General features: G+C 65.5%; 14 protein-coding genes. 13 read left to right on the plus strand and 1 reads right to left on the minus strand.

What is annotated here, in order from left to right:
* The first annotated feature begins 81 nt into the window (after nt 1-81).
* From ABIE08_RS04445 to ABIE08_RS04505, 13 genes are all read left to right on the plus strand, one after another.
* The gene (locus tag ABIE08_RS04445) at nt 82-1,122 is read left to right on the plus strand and encodes an enoyl-CoA hydratase/isomerase family protein (protein ID WP_354549036.1); all 1,041 of its coding nucleotides are present in this window, start codon (nt 82-84) and stop codon (nt 1,120-1,122) included.
* Nucleotides 1,119-1,541, plus strand: a complete 423-nt coding sequence (locus tag ABIE08_RS04450) for a DUF6163 family protein (RefSeq protein WP_266333281.1) — start codon at nt 1,119-1,121, stop codon at nt 1,539-1,541. The genes ABIE08_RS04445 and ABIE08_RS04450 overlap by 4 nt, the downstream gene beginning before the upstream one ends.
* A 190-nt stretch (nt 1,542-1,731) precedes the next feature.
* The gene (ldtR, locus tag ABIE08_RS04455; protein ID WP_354549037.1) at nt 1,732-2,244 is read left to right on the plus strand and encodes a transcriptional regulator LdtR; all 513 of its coding nucleotides are present in this window, start codon (nt 1,732-1,734) and stop codon (nt 2,242-2,244) included.
* A 353-nt stretch (nt 2,245-2,597) separates the two neighbouring features.
* Nucleotides 2,598-3,890, plus strand: a complete 1,293-nt coding sequence (locus tag ABIE08_RS04460) for a L,D-transpeptidase family protein (RefSeq protein ID WP_354549038.1) — start codon at nt 2,598-2,600, stop codon at nt 3,888-3,890.
* A 179-nt stretch (nt 3,891-4,069) separates the two neighbouring features.
* A complete protein-coding gene (glyA, locus tag ABIE08_RS04465) occupies nt 4,070-5,377 on the plus strand; it encodes a serine hydroxymethyltransferase (RefSeq protein ID WP_354549039.1) in 1,308 nt (435 codons plus the stop codon).
* Between the two features lie 12 nt (nt 5,378-5,389).
* Nucleotides 5,390-5,869, plus strand: coding sequence for a transcriptional regulator NrdR (nrdR, locus tag ABIE08_RS04470; RefSeq protein ID WP_266333276.1), 480 nt, complete (start codon nt 5,390-5,392; stop codon nt 5,867-5,869).
* A 43-nt stretch (nt 5,870-5,912) separates the two neighbouring features.
* A complete protein-coding gene (ribD, locus tag ABIE08_RS04475; RefSeq protein WP_354549041.1) occupies nt 5,913-7,052 on the plus strand; it encodes a bifunctional diaminohydroxyphosphoribosylaminopyrimidine deaminase/5-amino-6-(5-phosphoribosylamino)uracil reductase RibD in 1,140 nt (379 codons plus the stop codon).
* Nucleotides 7,053-7,054: 2 nt separating this feature from the next.
* On the plus strand, nt 7,055-7,666 hold the full coding sequence (locus ABIE08_RS04480) for a riboflavin synthase (RefSeq protein ID WP_354549042.1): 612 nt from the start codon (nt 7,055-7,057) through the stop codon (nt 7,664-7,666).
* 179 nt (nt 7,667-7,845) lie between these two features.
* Complete coding sequence (gene ribH / locus ABIE08_RS04485; RefSeq protein WP_354549043.1) at nt 7,846-8,298, plus strand: 6,7-dimethyl-8-ribityllumazine synthase; 453 nt, start codon at nt 7,846-7,848, stop codon at nt 8,296-8,298.
* 2 nt (nt 8,299-8,300) lie between these two features.
* The gene (nusB, locus tag ABIE08_RS04490; RefSeq protein WP_354549045.1) at nt 8,301-8,822 is read left to right on the plus strand and encodes a transcription antitermination factor NusB; all 522 of its coding nucleotides are present in this window, start codon (nt 8,301-8,303) and stop codon (nt 8,820-8,822) included.
* Nucleotides 8,823-8,860: 38 nt separating this feature from the next.
* Entirely contained in the window at nt 8,861-9,820 is a 960-nt protein-coding gene (thiL, locus tag ABIE08_RS04495; protein WP_354549046.1) for a thiamine-phosphate kinase, read from the plus strand.
* A gap of 77 nt (nt 9,821-9,897) precedes the next feature.
* A complete protein-coding gene (locus ABIE08_RS04500) occupies nt 9,898-11,130 on the plus strand; it encodes an MFS transporter (protein ID WP_354549047.1) in 1,233 nt (410 codons plus the stop codon).
* A gap of 135 nt (nt 11,131-11,265) precedes the next feature.
* Nucleotides 11,266-13,413: a sodium-translocating pyrophosphatase gene (locus tag ABIE08_RS04505; RefSeq protein ID WP_354549048.1), complete on the plus strand. Its 2,148-nt coding sequence runs from the start codon at nt 11,266-11,268 to the stop codon at nt 13,411-13,413.
* An 83-nt stretch (nt 13,414-13,496) separates the two neighbouring features.
* On the opposite strand, the gene ABIE08_RS04510 is transcribed toward ABIE08_RS04505, so the two are convergent.
* Nucleotides 13,497-14,012 (minus strand): outer membrane protein assembly factor BamE, encoded by a 516-nt coding sequence (locus ABIE08_RS04510; RefSeq protein WP_354549050.1) that lies wholly within the window; start codon nt 14,010-14,012, stop codon nt 13,497-13,499.
* Between the last annotated feature and the right edge of the window lie 105 nt (nt 14,013-14,117).

The raw sequence follows: 14,117 nt of genomic DNA on the forward strand, positions 1-14,117 counted from the left end.
TGAGGTGGGGACGGCGGGCCAAGCGCCCTTGCCCCTCCCTATGCCCGGCTTACGATCCCCGCTTCGCGCGCCGGAGGCAAGATGGCCGAGCCAGAGATCCTTTTCGAACGCCGGGGACATGCCGGCCTTGTCACGCTGAACCGCCCGGGCGCGCTCAACGCCCTGTCGCATGGCATGGTGACCGCGCTCGCCCAGGCGCTCGAAGGTTGGCGGGACGATCCCGAGATCCGCCTCGTCATCGTGCGGGCGGTCGGCCGCGCCTTCTGCGCCGGCGGCGACATCCGCGCCGTCTACGAGGCAGGGCAGGGATCTCCCGCTCAGAAGGCGTTCTTCGAGGCGGAGTATCGCCTGAATGCCGCGATCAAGGCGTTCCCGAAACCCTATGTCGCGCTGATCGACGGCTATGTGATGGGCGGCGGCGCCGGCATTTCGGTGCACGGCTCGCACCGGGTCTTCGCCGAGAAGGCCGTGTTCGCCATGCCGGAAACCGGCATCGGCTTCTTCCCGGATGTCGGCTCCAGCTTCTTCCTGTCGCGCATGCCGAGCCACACGGGCCTCTATTGCGCGCTCGGTGCCATCCGTCTGGCGCGCGGCGATGCGCTCCATGCGGGCATTGCCACCCATGCCGCGCCCGCGGCCGCCTTCGACGCGATCGTCGCACGCCTCGCGGAGTCGGACGACGTCGACGCTGTGATTTCCGAGTTTGCCGAGCCGGCGGCGCCGGAAACGCTCGGTTCGCTGGCCCTTGCCATCGAGGCGGTCTTTGCCACGGGCTCGGTCGAATCGATCCTGGCAAGGCTGGACGCCCTGCAGGGGCCGCTCGCGGATTGGGGCGGCGGCACGGCCGCGGCGATCCGCGGCAAGTCGCCGACCAGCCTGCGGATTGCGCTGCGGCAGATCCGCGCCGCAGGCGAGCTCGCATTCGAAGACTGCATTCGCCTCGATTGGCGCATCGCCAACGCGATCCTCGACGGGCACGACTTCTATGAAGGCGTGCGGGCGGCTCTGGTCGACAAGGATCAATCGCCGCGCTGGAACCCTGCTACGCTCGACGCAGTTGACCCGGGCGTGATCGAAGGGCACTTCGTGGCTCCCCTCGACGGAGACATTCCGCTGCCATGATGGACAATGAAGTCACCCAGCTCCCCAGCGAGCCGGACAATCCCTACGATCTGGCGCTGAACGTCTATCTGCGCGGCGTGGCGGCCATTCTGCTGCTGCTCGGCCTTCGTCACTGGCTCTACATCGCCGGCGTGTTCCAGGACGATGGCTGGAGCCTGGAGACGATGTCGAACCAGTGGCGGTTCGTCACCATCAACCTCGCCGTCGTCGACCTCGTCGCGGCCGTCGGGCTGTGGATGCGCGTGGCCTGGGGCAATGTGATCTGGGTCTATATCGCGATGTTCGAAGTGGCGATGCACACGGTGTTCGCCGACACGTTCGGTTTCGACTGGCTCATCGTTTCCTTCCATGTCGTGTCGCTGCTGGTGTTCGTGGGACTGCTGGTGATGAGCCGGCGGCATGAAGCGGCGGCCGGCTGAAAGCCAGGCGTCGCCTAGCTTCGCGCGGGCCGGATAGTAAGTTTTTAACGATAAGAACCGTTTCGAATGCCAACTTGCGAGGTAAGCAGACGTTAAGCCTGATCCTTAAGATGATTTTCAAATGCCGCCTATAAGTTCCGTTGTCATGAGGTGAGAGCAATACTTGCCGCGGAAACAAGAGGCAGAGAAGATGATCAGCGCAATGCGGGCAGTCGAAACGGTCGCCAAGCCCCAGTCTACTTCGGAACTCAAGCCGCTTTACATGGAGGCTGTAACGCTCGTCGAGCGTCTGCATCGCCGCCTCCTCGATGTCGTCAAGGACGAGTTCGACCGCGAAGGGCGCTCCGACATCAATAGCGTCCAGGCGCTGCTGCTGTTCAACATCGGCGATGCCGAACTGACCGCCGGCGAACTGCGCACCCGCGGCTACTATCTCGGCTCCAACGTCTCCTACAATCTCAAGAAGCTGGTCGAGATGGGCTACATCCATCACCAGCGTTCGCGGATGGATCGCCGTTCGGTCCGCGTCAGCCTGACCGAGAAGGGCCAGGAAGTCGCCGCGATCGTCGGCGGCGTCTATGAGCGCCACATGAAGTCCATCGAGCAGGTCGGCGGCATCGCGGTCGATGACTTCCAGCAGCTCAACCGCTCGCTGCAGCGCCTCGAGCGCTTCTGGACCGACCAGATCCTCTATCGCCTCTGAGAACGGACCGCCTGACCTTCCAAAAGCCCCGGCCGCCCCTGCCGGGGCTTTTGCACGTTCGGGCTCTTGTGAACGCGGCGGTAACCATCGCGATGCGACATGGTGGGGCGGTGCTGCAATGCAGCGCTGTGACATGAAAGCGCCATACTGCCATGAAACCCAAAGACATACGGATCAAGCCGTGTCCTGTGCCGTGATCGGCTGTATGGAGACCGCTTGCGGCGTGGCTCATCGGGCCGGTTGTAGCAGATGTGTTTTCAGGGTTCGCGGCGCGTACTAGCCGCAGTCGAAGATCGGGGGCTGGCGACGAGGTCGCGGGCTCCCTGTACCAGCGAGCTTCCAGAAGTATCGACATGACCGGATCAAAGAACACCACTCTCCTTCCTGCCACCGCCATGACGCGCCGTGGCGCGTTGCGCTCGATCGCCGGCGCGCTTGCCGCATCGGTCGCGATGCCGCTCGCCGCGTTCGCCCAGGATGTCGATCCGATCAACCAGGTGCTGCAGAGCGGCAGCGGCGACTGGTCGGACGGCTTTGACGCCGCCTCGAACGGGGCAGCCTCGGTCCGCACTTCGGCGCCGATCCTGTCGCCCGATACGGCGCAGGCCGTCGAATACGCGATCCAGAATTACACCGACATCGTCGCACGCGGCGGCTGGCCGATGGTTCCGGCCGACAAGAAGCTCAGCCTCGGCCTGCGCGACCCGAATGTCGTCATCCTGCGCCAGCGCCTGACCGTTTCCGGCGACCTCGCCGCCGGCGCCGGCAATTCGCAGACCTTCGATTCCTATGTCGACGCGGGTCTCCGCCGATTCCAGGCCCGTCATGGCCTGCCGGCCGACGGCGTCGCGGGTCAGTCGACCATCAACATGATGAACGTCCCGGCCGATGTCCGGCTCGGCCAGTTGCAGACCAATCTGGTCCGGCTGCGCTCGATGTCGGGCTTCCTCGGCGAACGCTACGTGATGATCAACATCCCGGCCGCCGCGATCGAGGTGGTCGAGAACGGCCGCGTCATCTCGCGTCACACCGCCGTCGTCGGCAAGGTCGATCGGCCCACGCCGGTGCTTGCGACGAAGATCTACCGCATCAGCTTCAATCCGAACTGGACCGTGCCGGCGTCGATCATCCGCAAGGACCTGATCCCGCTGATGCAGAAGTCGCCGGATTACCTGACGAAGAAGCACATTCGCATCTTCGATTCGGCGGGCGTGGAAGTGCCGCCCGAGTCGATCGACTGGAACACCGACCAAGCCACCAAGGGCTACATGTTCCGTCAGGATCCGGGCGACTTCAACTCGCTCGGCAGCGTGCGCATCTCGTTCCACAATGACGAGCAGGTGTACATGCACGACACGCCGCAGAAGGACATTTTCGGTCGCGAGCAGCGCTTCGATTCGTCGGGCTGCATCCGCGTGCAGAACATCCGCCAGGTGATCGGCTGGCTGCTGCGCGACACGCCGGAATTCCCGCGTGAGCGAATCGACGCGATCTTCAAGTCGGGCGAGCAGGTGAACGTCAATCCGAAGCCGGAAATGCCGCTCTACCTGCAATATATCAGCGCCTGGGCGATGGCCGATGGCGTGACCCACTTCCGCGATGACATTTACAATCGCGACGGTATCGGCCAGCTGGCGCTACAATAGGTCGCTGGCACGCCGGAAAATCAGTCGTTTCGCGCCGTAAGGGCGAAACGACCCTCGTGAATTGAAGGGCCGATGAGGCCCTTTTTCTTGGCGTCTACCCCTACATATGGTACGCCGCCCGGGTTCCGGCCGTGCCGTCATTGGCACATATCCGGTACCGCCAACAGGATGGACCGCCCATGTCTCTGACGGATCGCGCTGACAGCCTTTCCTCGACCGCCGCTTTCTTCAACCGGACGCTTGCCCAGGCCGATCCGGAAATTGCCGATGCGATCGGCAAGGAACTCGGTCGCCAGCAGCATGAAATCGAGCTGATTGCTTCGGAAAACATCGTCTCGCGCGCCGTTCTGGAAGCGCAGGGTTCGGTGCTGACCAACAAGTATGCCGAGGGCTATCCGGGCAAGCGCTACTATGGCGGTTGCGAATTCGTCGACATCGTCGAGACGCTCGCCATTGAGCGCGCCAAGAAGCTGTTCGACTGCCAGTTCGTCAACGTGCAGCCGAATTCCGGCAGCCAGATGAACCAGGCCGTGTTCCTGGCGCTTCTGCAGCCGGGCGACACCTTCATGGGCCTGGACCTTGCCGCCGGCGGACATCTGACGCACGGCTCGCAGGTCAACATGTCCGGCAAGTGGTTCAAGGTGGCGCCCTATGGCGTGCGCCGCGAGGACCAGTTGCTCGACTATGCAGAGATCCAGCGCATCGCCGAAGAGACCAAGCCGAAGCTGATCATCGCCGGCGGCACGGCCTATTCGCGCATCTGGGACTTCCAGCGCTTCCGTGAGATCGCCGATTCGGTCGGCGCCTACCTGATGGTCGACATGGCGCATTTCGCCGGCCTCGTCGCCGGTGGCGCGCATCCGTCGCCGCTGCCGCATGCGCACGTCGTCACCACGACGACCCACAAGTCGCTGCGCGGCCCGCGCGGCGGCATGATCCTGACCAATGACGAGGCGATCGCCAAGAAGATCAACTCGGCCGTCTTCCCGGGGCTGCAGGGCGGCCCGCTCATGCATGTCATCGCCGCCAAGGCCGTGGCTTTCGCCGAAGCACTGCGTCCCGACTTCAAGGACTACGCGAACAGCGTCGTCGAAAATGCTCGTGCGCTTGCAGAAACGCTCAAGGGCTCTGGCTTCGACATCGTCTCCGGTGGCACCGATAACCACCTGATGCTGGTCGACCTGCGTCCGAAGCAGGTTAAGGGCAACGTGTCGGAGAAGGCGCTCGTCCGCGCCGGCCTGACCTGCAACAAGAACGGCATTCCCTACGATCCGGAGAAGCCCTTCGTCACCTCCGGCATCCGTCTGGGCACGCCGGCCGCAACGACGCGCGGCTTCGGCGTGGCCGAGTTCCAGGAAGTCGGTCGCCTGATCGCCGAGGTTCTCGGCGCCGTGTCGCAGTCGGAAGACGGCTCCGCTCCGCTCGTGGAAGCGTCGGTCAAGGAGCGTGTCCATGCTCTGACCGCTCGCTTCCCGATCTATTCCTGATCGGGGAAATCCATGCGTTGTCCCTATTGCGGTAGCGACGACACGCAGGTGAAGGACTCCCGCCCGTCGGAGGACAATACGTCCATCCGGCGGCGGCGGGTCTGCGCGGATTGCGGCGGTCGTTTCACGACCTTCGAGCGGATTCAGCTGCGCGAGCTGATCGTTCTGAAGAAGAGCGGCCGGCGCGTTCCGTTTGATCGCGACAAGCTGATGCGTTCGGTCCAGGTTGCGCTGCGCAAACGGCCGGTCGATCCCGATCGTGTTGAGCGCATGATCAACGGTGTCGTCCGCCAGCTGGAAAGCAGCGGCGAGAGCGAGATCAATGCAGAGCAGATCGGCGTCTATGTCATGGAGGCGCTGAAGGGCCTCGATGACGTCGCCTATGTGCGGTTCGCCTCGGTCTATCGCAATTTCCGCGAGGCCAAGGACTTCTCCGCCGTGCTGGACGAGCTTTCGTCCCAGGACCTGCCGGAAGACGACGAACGGGACTAGGACGCCGCGCGCGGCGTCGCTCGAACGATCTGCGGGGTATCGTATGGCGACAGAGCGAGCGGGCAACGTGGATGCCGAGATGGACCGCCGGCTGATGGCCGTGGCGCTCCGCTTCGGCCGGCGCAATCTCGGCTCGACGGCGCCCGCGCCGCCGGTCGGCGCGCTCGTCGTCGGCCAGGAAGGCGACGAGCCCGTCATCCTTGGCCGTGGCACGACCTCTGCCGGGGGCACGACCCACGCCGAGATCGACGCACTCGCCATGGCGGGCGAATTCGCACGCGGCGCGACGGTCTACACCACTCTTGAGCCCTCGCCGGATCCCAACAACGGTCCCTCCGACGTCGCCGCCCTGATCGAGGCGGGCGTGACGCGGGTCGTCAGCGCTCTCGAAAGTCCCGATCCACGCATGGCGGGCCGTGGCCACGCGCAATTGCGCGATGCTGGCATCGCCGTCACCACGGGCGTGCTCGGCGACGAGGCGCGTCGGCTGGTGGCAGGGCCGATTTCCGTGCTCAACCAGGGCAGGCCGCACATCACGCTCAAGCTGGCGGTTTCCGCCGATGGCATGATCGGCCGCCTGGCAGGCGAGCGGATGCTGGTATCGGGCCGCGAGGCCTTTGCGCGGCTGCAAACGATGCGCATCGAGGCGGATGCGACGCTGATCGGCATCGGCACCGCCATGGTCGACGATCCGAGCCTGACCGTCCGGGTGCCGGGTTTGCGGGCGCACTCGCCGATCCGCGTCGTCCTCGACACCCAGGCGCGGCTGTCGCCGAAATCGTCGCTGGTGAAGAGCGCGGCCGAGACGGCGCTCTGGGTCATCTGCAGCGCCGAGGCGCCGCTTGTCCAACGCCAGTCCTTGCTGGATGCCGGAGTCGAGGTGCTGCCGGTCGGTACGGGCTCGGGCGGTGTCGATATCGAAGCGGCCATGCGCCTGCTGGCCGAGCGCGGCGTCACGCGTCTGCTCGCCGAGGGCGGCGCGAAGGTCGCGGCCTCGCTGCTGGGGCGCGGCCTGCTCGACGAGGTTGTCCTGTTTCACGCGCCGGTCGTGGTTGGGCCGGATGGCGTCCGGGCGCTGGCCGGCGGCGCGCTCTCGGCGATCGAGCGCAGTCCGCGCTTCCGCCGCGTCGAGGAAGCGCGCCTCGGCGAAGACCGAATGGTTCGCTACGAAAGGGCAGTCTGAGCATGTTCACGGGCATCATCACCGACGTCGGCAAGGTCGCGGCGGTCGAGCGGCGCAACGACGTCAACAAGATCACCATCGACAGCCGCTATGACGCGGCCTCGATCGCCATCGGCGCTTCGATCGCCTGCGACGGCGTCTGCCTGACGGTGATCTCGATCAATCCGCAGCCGAATGGCCGCACCTTCTTCGACGTCGAGGCGGCGCCGGAAACGCTGGCGCTGACCGAAGTCGGCAACTGGGAAGCGGGCGAGGCGATCAACCTGGAGCGCGCGCTGAAGCTTGGCGACGAACTCGGCGGCCATATGGTTTCCGGCCATGTCGACGGGCTCGCGACCATCGTCAACCGCGAGGATCTGGGTGAAACGACCCGCTTCGTCTTCGAGGCGCCGGCGAGCCTGGCCCGCTTCATCGCCACCAAGGGTTCGGTCGCGCTCGACGGGACCTCGCTGACGGTCAACTGGGTCGAGGGCAACCAGTTCTCGGTTCTGCTGATCCCCCACACGCTGAGCCCGGATGTCACGACCTGGGGGGCGCGCAAGATCGGCGACCGGGTGCATCTCGAAGTCGATCAGATGGCGCGCTATGTGGCACGGCTGACGGAAGCCGCGTAAGCTGGAAGTTCCAACGGCAGGGTCACGCGGCCATGCCAGGCCAAAGCGGCGCCCCAAGTCCTCGCCAAGGCGGCGAGGGCGGCGGCTGCGGCGTCTTTTCCCTTTACACAGCATGGACCCGCGTGGTTCACCTGCCGCCCGTTCCTATCCGGGTGACCGGTCAAAGTGAGAGCCTCAACATGAGCGAATCGGCCCCCCATCTCCTCGTCATCGACGCCCGTTTCTACGACGAGATTTCGGACGAACTGTTCAATGGCGCCAAGCTCGCCATCGAGGCTGCCGGCGCGACGTTCGATCGCGTGTCGGTTCCCGGCGTGCTCGAGATCCCGGCTGCCCTTTCCATGGCGCTGGCCGCGATGGACGAAGACGAAGTCAGCTATGACGGCTTCGTGGTGCTCGGCTGCGTGATCCGCGGCGAGACCTCGCATTACGACATCGTCGCCAACGAGTCGGCCCGCGCCATCATGGACATGGCCGTGATCGAATCGCTGGCGATCGGCAATGGCATCCTGACCGTCGAGAACGACGCGCAGGCCTATGCCCGCGCCCGCGTCAGCGAGAAGAACAAGGGCGGCGCCGCCGCCGAGGCCGCGCTCGCCATGGTCGCCCTTCGCACCAAATTCGGCCTCTGATCATGACCACCGCTGACAACGCCCCGCCATCGCCGCGGATGTTCCGTCCGGCAAACCAGCGGGGCGCGGCCCGGCTTGCGGCCGTTCAGGCGCTCTACCAGCTTGATGTCGGCGGGGCCGCGCTGACGGAGGTCGTCGCCGAGTTCGAAAACTATCGCCTCGGCAAGGAAGTCGATGGCGACCAGTATCGCGATGCGGACGCCGCCTTCTTCCGCGACATCATCGCTGGCGTCGTGCGCGAGCAGCGCAACCTCGACCCGGCGATCCATGTCTCGTTGACGTCGGACTGGCCGCTGAAGCGCATCGACGTGACGCTCCGCGCCATCCTGCGCTGCGGTGCGTACGAACTGATGGGCCGCAAGGACGTGCCGGCGCGCGTCGTCATCACCGAATATGTCGACATCGCCCGCGCCTTCTTCGGCGTCGGCGACGAGCCGCGCATGGTCAATGGCGTCCTCGACACGGTGGCGCGCAGGCTGCGGGCCGACGAGTTCAGCGACGAGCCGCAAGTCGACAAGGGCTGAGCATGCCGGAGCGGGGGGAACGTCCCGGCGAGTTCGGAATGATCGCCCGCTATCTCCGCCCGCTGGCGGATGATCCCGGCGCCTTCGGCCTGACCGATGACGCGGCGCTGCTGCGTCCGGAGCCCGGTTTCGACCTGGTCCTGACCAAGGACATGGTCGCGGCCGGGGTTCATTTCTTTCCCGACGATCCGCCGGAATCGATCGCCCGAAAGGCGCTTCGGGTCAATCTGTCTGATCTCGCGGCCAAGGGCGCGACACCGATCGGCTATCTGCTCGGCCTCGCGCTACCGGCCGACTGGACGGAAGACTGGATGGCCGGTTTTTCGGCAGGTCTTGCCGAAGACCAGCGACGCTACGGCATTCTGTTGCTCGGCGGCGACACCGTCAAGTCCCCGGACGGGCTGATGCTTTCGGTCACCGCGCTTGGCCAGGTGCCGGCGGGCAGCATCGTCCGCCGGGCCGGGGCGGCGATTGGCGACGTCATCGTCGTGTCCGGCACGATCGGCGACGCGGCGCTCGGCCTGCGGCTGCGCCTGGGCACGCTCGACGGCAGCGCGGCGGGCGAGGGCGCTTCCCACCTGCTCGACCGCTACCTGCATCCCCAGCCCCGCCTGGGGCTCGCGGAAGCCGTCCGCAGCTTCGCCTCCGCCTCGCTGGACATTTCGGACGGGCTGATCGGCGACCTCGGCCATATCACCCGCACCTCGGGCGTCTCGGCCGTCGTCGAGGCCGCGCGCGTGCCCCTCTCCGATGCCGCCCGGGCCCTGATCTCGGCTGACCCGACTGCGTTTGCCAGCATCGTCACCGGCGGCGACGACTACGAGATCCTGACCACGATGCCGGAAGCCCGTTTTGCCGCCTATCAGGCAGCCGCCGACCGCGCCGGCATACCCGTGGCCGTGATTGGTCGCATCGTCGAGGGGCAGGGGCCGCCGGTTGTGACCGACGCGCAGGGAAACGCCATTTCGCTTGGACGGTCGTCGCACGATCATTTCTGATCGCCTTACGCTTTTCTGCTAGACGATTTTGCCTCGACGTAGCGCTGCCGATTCCGGGCGGGCGCAGGAGAGCGCTCGTGGACACGCAGAATACCGTCGAACTGGATCGTCAGGTCCGCCGCAACGCCGTCGTGCTGATGGCGGCCAATGCGGTCAACGCCTCCATCCTGCCCATTGCCGTGACGCTGGGCGGCCTTGCCGGCTTCTACCTGCTCGGGGCCGACAAGTCGCTGGCGACGCTGCCGATCACCGCCTCCACCGTGGGCGCGGCGCTGACCACCATTCCCGCCGCCATGCTGATGAGCCGGATCGGCCGCCGCAAGGGATTCGTGCTGGGAGCCGCCCCCGCCATCCTGGGCGGCCTGCTGGCGGTCTTCGCGTTGCTGCAGGGCTCGTTCTGGCTGTTCGTCGCCTCGCTCTTCCTGGTCGGTATGTCCGGCGCCTTCAACCAGCAATACCGTTTCGCGGCGATCGACGCGGGCAGCCCGGCAGTGCGCACCAAGGCGATGTCGCTGGTGATGGCCGGCGGCATGTTCTCCGGCATCATCGGCCCGCAGACGGTGATCTTCACCAATGACTGGCTCAGCCCGATTATGTTTGCCGGCAGCTTCCTCGCGGCGGCCATCCTGGGCTGTATCGGCCTGCTGATCGCGAGCCTGTTGCGGGATGTCGCGCCGCCGCCGGCGCATGCGGCAAGGCTGCTGAATGCAGCGGGAGGACGGCCGCTTGCCGTGATCGCGCGCCAGCCTCGCTTCATCGCGGCAGTTCTTTGCGCGATCTCGTCCTACGCGCTGATGAGCCTCGTCATGACGGCGGCGCCGCTCGCCATGATCGGCTGCGGCCTGACCCAGAGTGACGCCGCGCTCGGCATCCAGTGGCATGTTCTGGCCATGTACGGACCGAGCTTTTTTACCGGCAAGCTGATCGTTCGATTCGGGAAGGACCGAATCGTCATCGCCGGCATGGCGCTACTGGTCGCGTGCGCGCTTGTCGGCATCACCGGAATTACGCTGGCGCACTTCTGGATCACGCTGATCCTGCTCGGCTTCGGCTGGAACTTCGGCTTCATCGGCGCCACGGCGATGCTGGCCGAAACCTACCGTCCCGAAGAACGCGGCAAAGTACAGGGTCTGAATGATTTCCTTGTCTTAGGGTCAGCAGCTACAGCATCGCTGCTCTCCGGCAAGCTGATCGGCGGGCCGGGCTGGGCCTTCATCAACATGATCGTATTCCCGGTCGTGATGTTGAGCCTCGCGGCACTGGCCTGGTCGTTCTGGCTGCGTAGAACGGCCGGCAGGGAGAAAGCTTGACCGCGTCGTAAAGCCGTTCTCAACTCGCTTTACGGGGGGAAAAGCTGGGAGGAACGCTGCTCTTTCCCGCCGCACGGTTCAGCCGGCGCGGCGTCCTCGGACGGCCGTCAGAAACGGGCCGGCCAGAGGAGGAATGTGGACGTGATCTATCTCATAATTCTATGTGCGTTGCTTGCGCTCGCCTATGGCGTGTGGGCGACCCGTTCGGTCCTCGCGGCCGACGCCGGCTCTGCCAGAATGCAGGAAATCGCCGCTGCGGTGCGGGAAGGCGCCAGCGCCTATCTGCGGCGGCAATACATGACCATCGCCATCGTCGGCGTAGTGATCTTCGTCATCGTCGCCTGGCTGCTGTCGCTGACCGTTGCGATCGGTTTCGCGATCGGCGCCATTCTTTCCGGCCTCGCCGGCTTCATCGGCATGAACGTGTCCGTTCGCGCCAATGTCCGCACCGCGCAGGCGGCGACGAAGAGTCTCGCCGAGGGCCTCGAGATCGCCTTCAAGTCCGGCGCCATCACCGGCATGCTGGTGGCGGGCCTCGCGCTGCTCGGTGTCGCCGGCTACTACTTCATCCTGACCCGCATCATCGGCCACTCGCCGGATGACCGCATCGTCATCAATGCGCTCGTCTCGCTCGGCTTCGGCGCCTCCCTGATCTCGATCTTCGCCCGTCTCGGCGGCGGCATCTTTACCAAGGGCGCGGATGTCGGCGGCGACCTCGTCGGCAAGGTCGAGGCGGGCATTCCGGAGGACGACCCGCGCAACCCGGCCACCATCGCCGACAATGTCGGCGACAATGTCGGCGATTGCGCCGGCATGGCAGCCGACCTGTTCGAAACCTACGTCGTGACTGTGGTGGCGACGATGGTGCTGGCGGCGATCTTCTTCGCGGCCTCGCCGATCTTCGGCAACATCATGCTCTATCCGCTCGGCATCGGCGCCGTCTGCATCCTGACCTCGATCGCCGGCACCTTCTTCGTCAAGCTCGGCGCCAACCAGTCGATCATGGGCGCCCTCTACAAGGGCTTCATCGCCTCGGCGCTGTTGTCGATCATCGGTCTGGCGATCGCGACCCAGCTGCTGATCGGCTGGGGCGAGATCGGCACCGCGGCGGGCTTCACCATCACCGGCACCCGCCTGTTCCTGTGCGGCCTCGTCGGCCTCGCGGTCACCGGACTGATCGTCTGGATCACCGAATACTATACCGGCATCGGCTATCGTCCGGTCCGATCGATCTCCCAGGCGTCGGTGACCGGCCACGGCACCAACGTGATCCAGGGCCTGGCCGTCTCGCTCGAATCGACCGCGCTTCCGACTCTGGTCATCGTCGCCGGCATCATCTCGACCTATTCGCTGGCGGGCCTGTTCGGCACCGCCGTCGCGGTCTCGACGATGCTGGGGCTGGCCGGCATGGTGGTGGCGCTCGATGCCTTCGGCCCCGTCACCGACAATGCCGGCGGCATCGCCGAAATGGCGGGCCTGCCCAAGGAAGTGCGCAAGTCGACCGATGCGCTCGACGCGGTCGGCAACACCACCAAGGCGGTCACCAAGGGCTATGCCATCGGTTCGGCCGGCCTCGGCGCGCTCGTCCTGTTCGCCGCCTACAATTACGACCTGACCTATTTCATCACCGAGGCGAACAAGGAGGGCTCGACGGCCTTCCAGTACTTCAAGGGCGTCATTCCGGACTTCACCCTCTCCAACCCCTATGTCGTGGTCGGATTGCTGCTGGGCGGCCTGATTCCCTACATCTTCGGCGGTATCACCATGACCGCGGTCGGTCGCGCCGCCGGCGCGATCGTCGAGGAAGTGCGCCGCCAGTTCCGCGACAAGCCGGGCATCATGGCCGGCACGGAGAAGCCGGATTACGGCCGCGCCGTCGATATCCTGACCAAGGCAGCGATCAAGGAAATGGTCGTTCCCTCGCTGCTGCCGGTGCTGGCCCCAATCGTCGTCTATTTCCTGATCTATTGGATCGCCGGAAAGAGCGAGGCCTTCTCGACCGTCGGCGCGATGCTGCTCGGCGTGATCGTGACGGGCCTGTTCGTCGCCATCTCGATGACTTCGGGCGGCGGCGCCTGGGACAATGCCAAGAAGTCGTTCGAGGATGGCTTCGTCGATGCCAACGGGCAGACCCACTACAAGGGGTCGGACGCGCACAAGGCATCGGTGACGGGCGACACCGTCGGCGACCCCTACAAGGACACGGCCGGTCCGGCCGTCAATCCGGCGATCAAGATCACGAACATCGTGGCCTTGCTGCTGCTGGCCGTCCTCGCCCAGTAGGGCAGGCTATCCTACGCAAAGAAAAGGCCCTCTCCGCGACGCGGGGAGGGCCTTCTGATTCGTCTCGCCGGAGCGGCTCGGCGTTAGCCGCCGAACGGATTGGCGCCCATGCCGACGGTTCCGGTGAGGACCTGCTCGAGGAAGCCCTGGTCCTTGCCGCCGGTCGGCGTCGTCTGGCTGACGTAATCGAAGATCTTGCCGTCCTGGATGCCGTAATTGGCGACCTTTTCGACTTCGTTCTTCTTGTTGAAATAGACCGCCAGGATCTTCTGGTCGACGACCTTGCGGTTCATGAAGGCGACCGGACGCTTGCGGGTCTGGCTGATGTAATAATAGACCTCGCCGTCATATTCCGCCGAAGTCGACGGCGACCCGAGCACGATCTGGACCTGCTCGCGGCTGGCGCCGACCGGCACCTGCTCGACCGCGTTGCGCGGCGGAACATAGCCGGACTGATACGTCTCGTTCAGGCCGCCAAGCCCGCCGGCGCCGCTTGCAATCTTCGTGCACGCGCCGAGCGAAACGATCGCAACCGCCGCCAGCATGCCAACGCTGGCCCGCCGCACGATGGGGCTGACTGCCAAGCGCCGATCTCTCATGCTGAACTCCATTCCATTCTCCTCGCCCAGTCACTGGGTTGGCATTCTCCCTAGCCTGCGCTAGGGCTCGTGGCAATCATCCTTGCAAGGGCAACGGGCAGCACC

Source organism: Kaistia defluvii (genome assembly GCF_040548815.1).
Taxonomy (GTDB): domain Bacteria; phylum Pseudomonadota; class Alphaproteobacteria; order Rhizobiales; family Kaistiaceae; genus Kaistia; species Kaistia defluvii_A.

Excerpts from the sequence above, each read along its gene's own strand:
- ABIE08_RS04445 (WP_354549036.1), top strand. The coding sequence starts at position 82 with ATGGCCGAGCCAGAGATCCTTTTCGAACGCCGGGGACATGCCGGCCTT.
- ABIE08_RS04450 (WP_266333281.1), top strand. The coding sequence starts at position 1,119 with ATGATGGACAATGAAGTCACCCAGCTCCCCAGCGAGCCGGACAATCCC.
- ldtR (WP_354549037.1), top strand. The coding sequence starts at position 1,732 with ATGATCAGCGCAATGCGGGCAGTCGAAACGGTCGCCAAGCCCCAGTCT.
- ABIE08_RS04460 (WP_354549038.1), top strand. The coding sequence starts at position 2,598 with ATGACCGGATCAAAGAACACCACTCTCCTTCCTGCCACCGCCATGACG.
- glyA (WP_354549039.1), top strand. The coding sequence starts at position 4,070 with ATGTCTCTGACGGATCGCGCTGACAGCCTTTCCTCGACCGCCGCTTTC.
- nrdR (WP_266333276.1), top strand. The coding sequence starts at position 5,390 with ATGCGTTGTCCCTATTGCGGTAGCGACGACACGCAGGTGAAGGACTCC.
- ribD (WP_354549041.1), top strand. The coding sequence starts at position 5,913 with ATGGCGACAGAGCGAGCGGGCAACGTGGATGCCGAGATGGACCGCCGG.
- ABIE08_RS04480 (WP_354549042.1), top strand. The coding sequence starts at position 7,055 with ATGTTCACGGGCATCATCACCGACGTCGGCAAGGTCGCGGCGGTCGAG.
- ribH (WP_354549043.1), top strand. The coding sequence starts at position 7,846 with ATGAGCGAATCGGCCCCCCATCTCCTCGTCATCGACGCCCGTTTCTAC.
- nusB (WP_354549045.1), top strand. The coding sequence starts at position 8,301 with ATGACCACCGCTGACAACGCCCCGCCATCGCCGCGGATGTTCCGTCCG.
- thiL (WP_354549046.1), top strand. The coding sequence starts at position 8,861 with ATGATCGCCCGCTATCTCCGCCCGCTGGCGGATGATCCCGGCGCCTTC.
- ABIE08_RS04510 (WP_354549050.1), bottom strand. The coding sequence starts at position 14,012 with ATGAGAGATCGGCGCTTGGCAGTCAGCCCCATCGTGCGGCGGGCCAGC.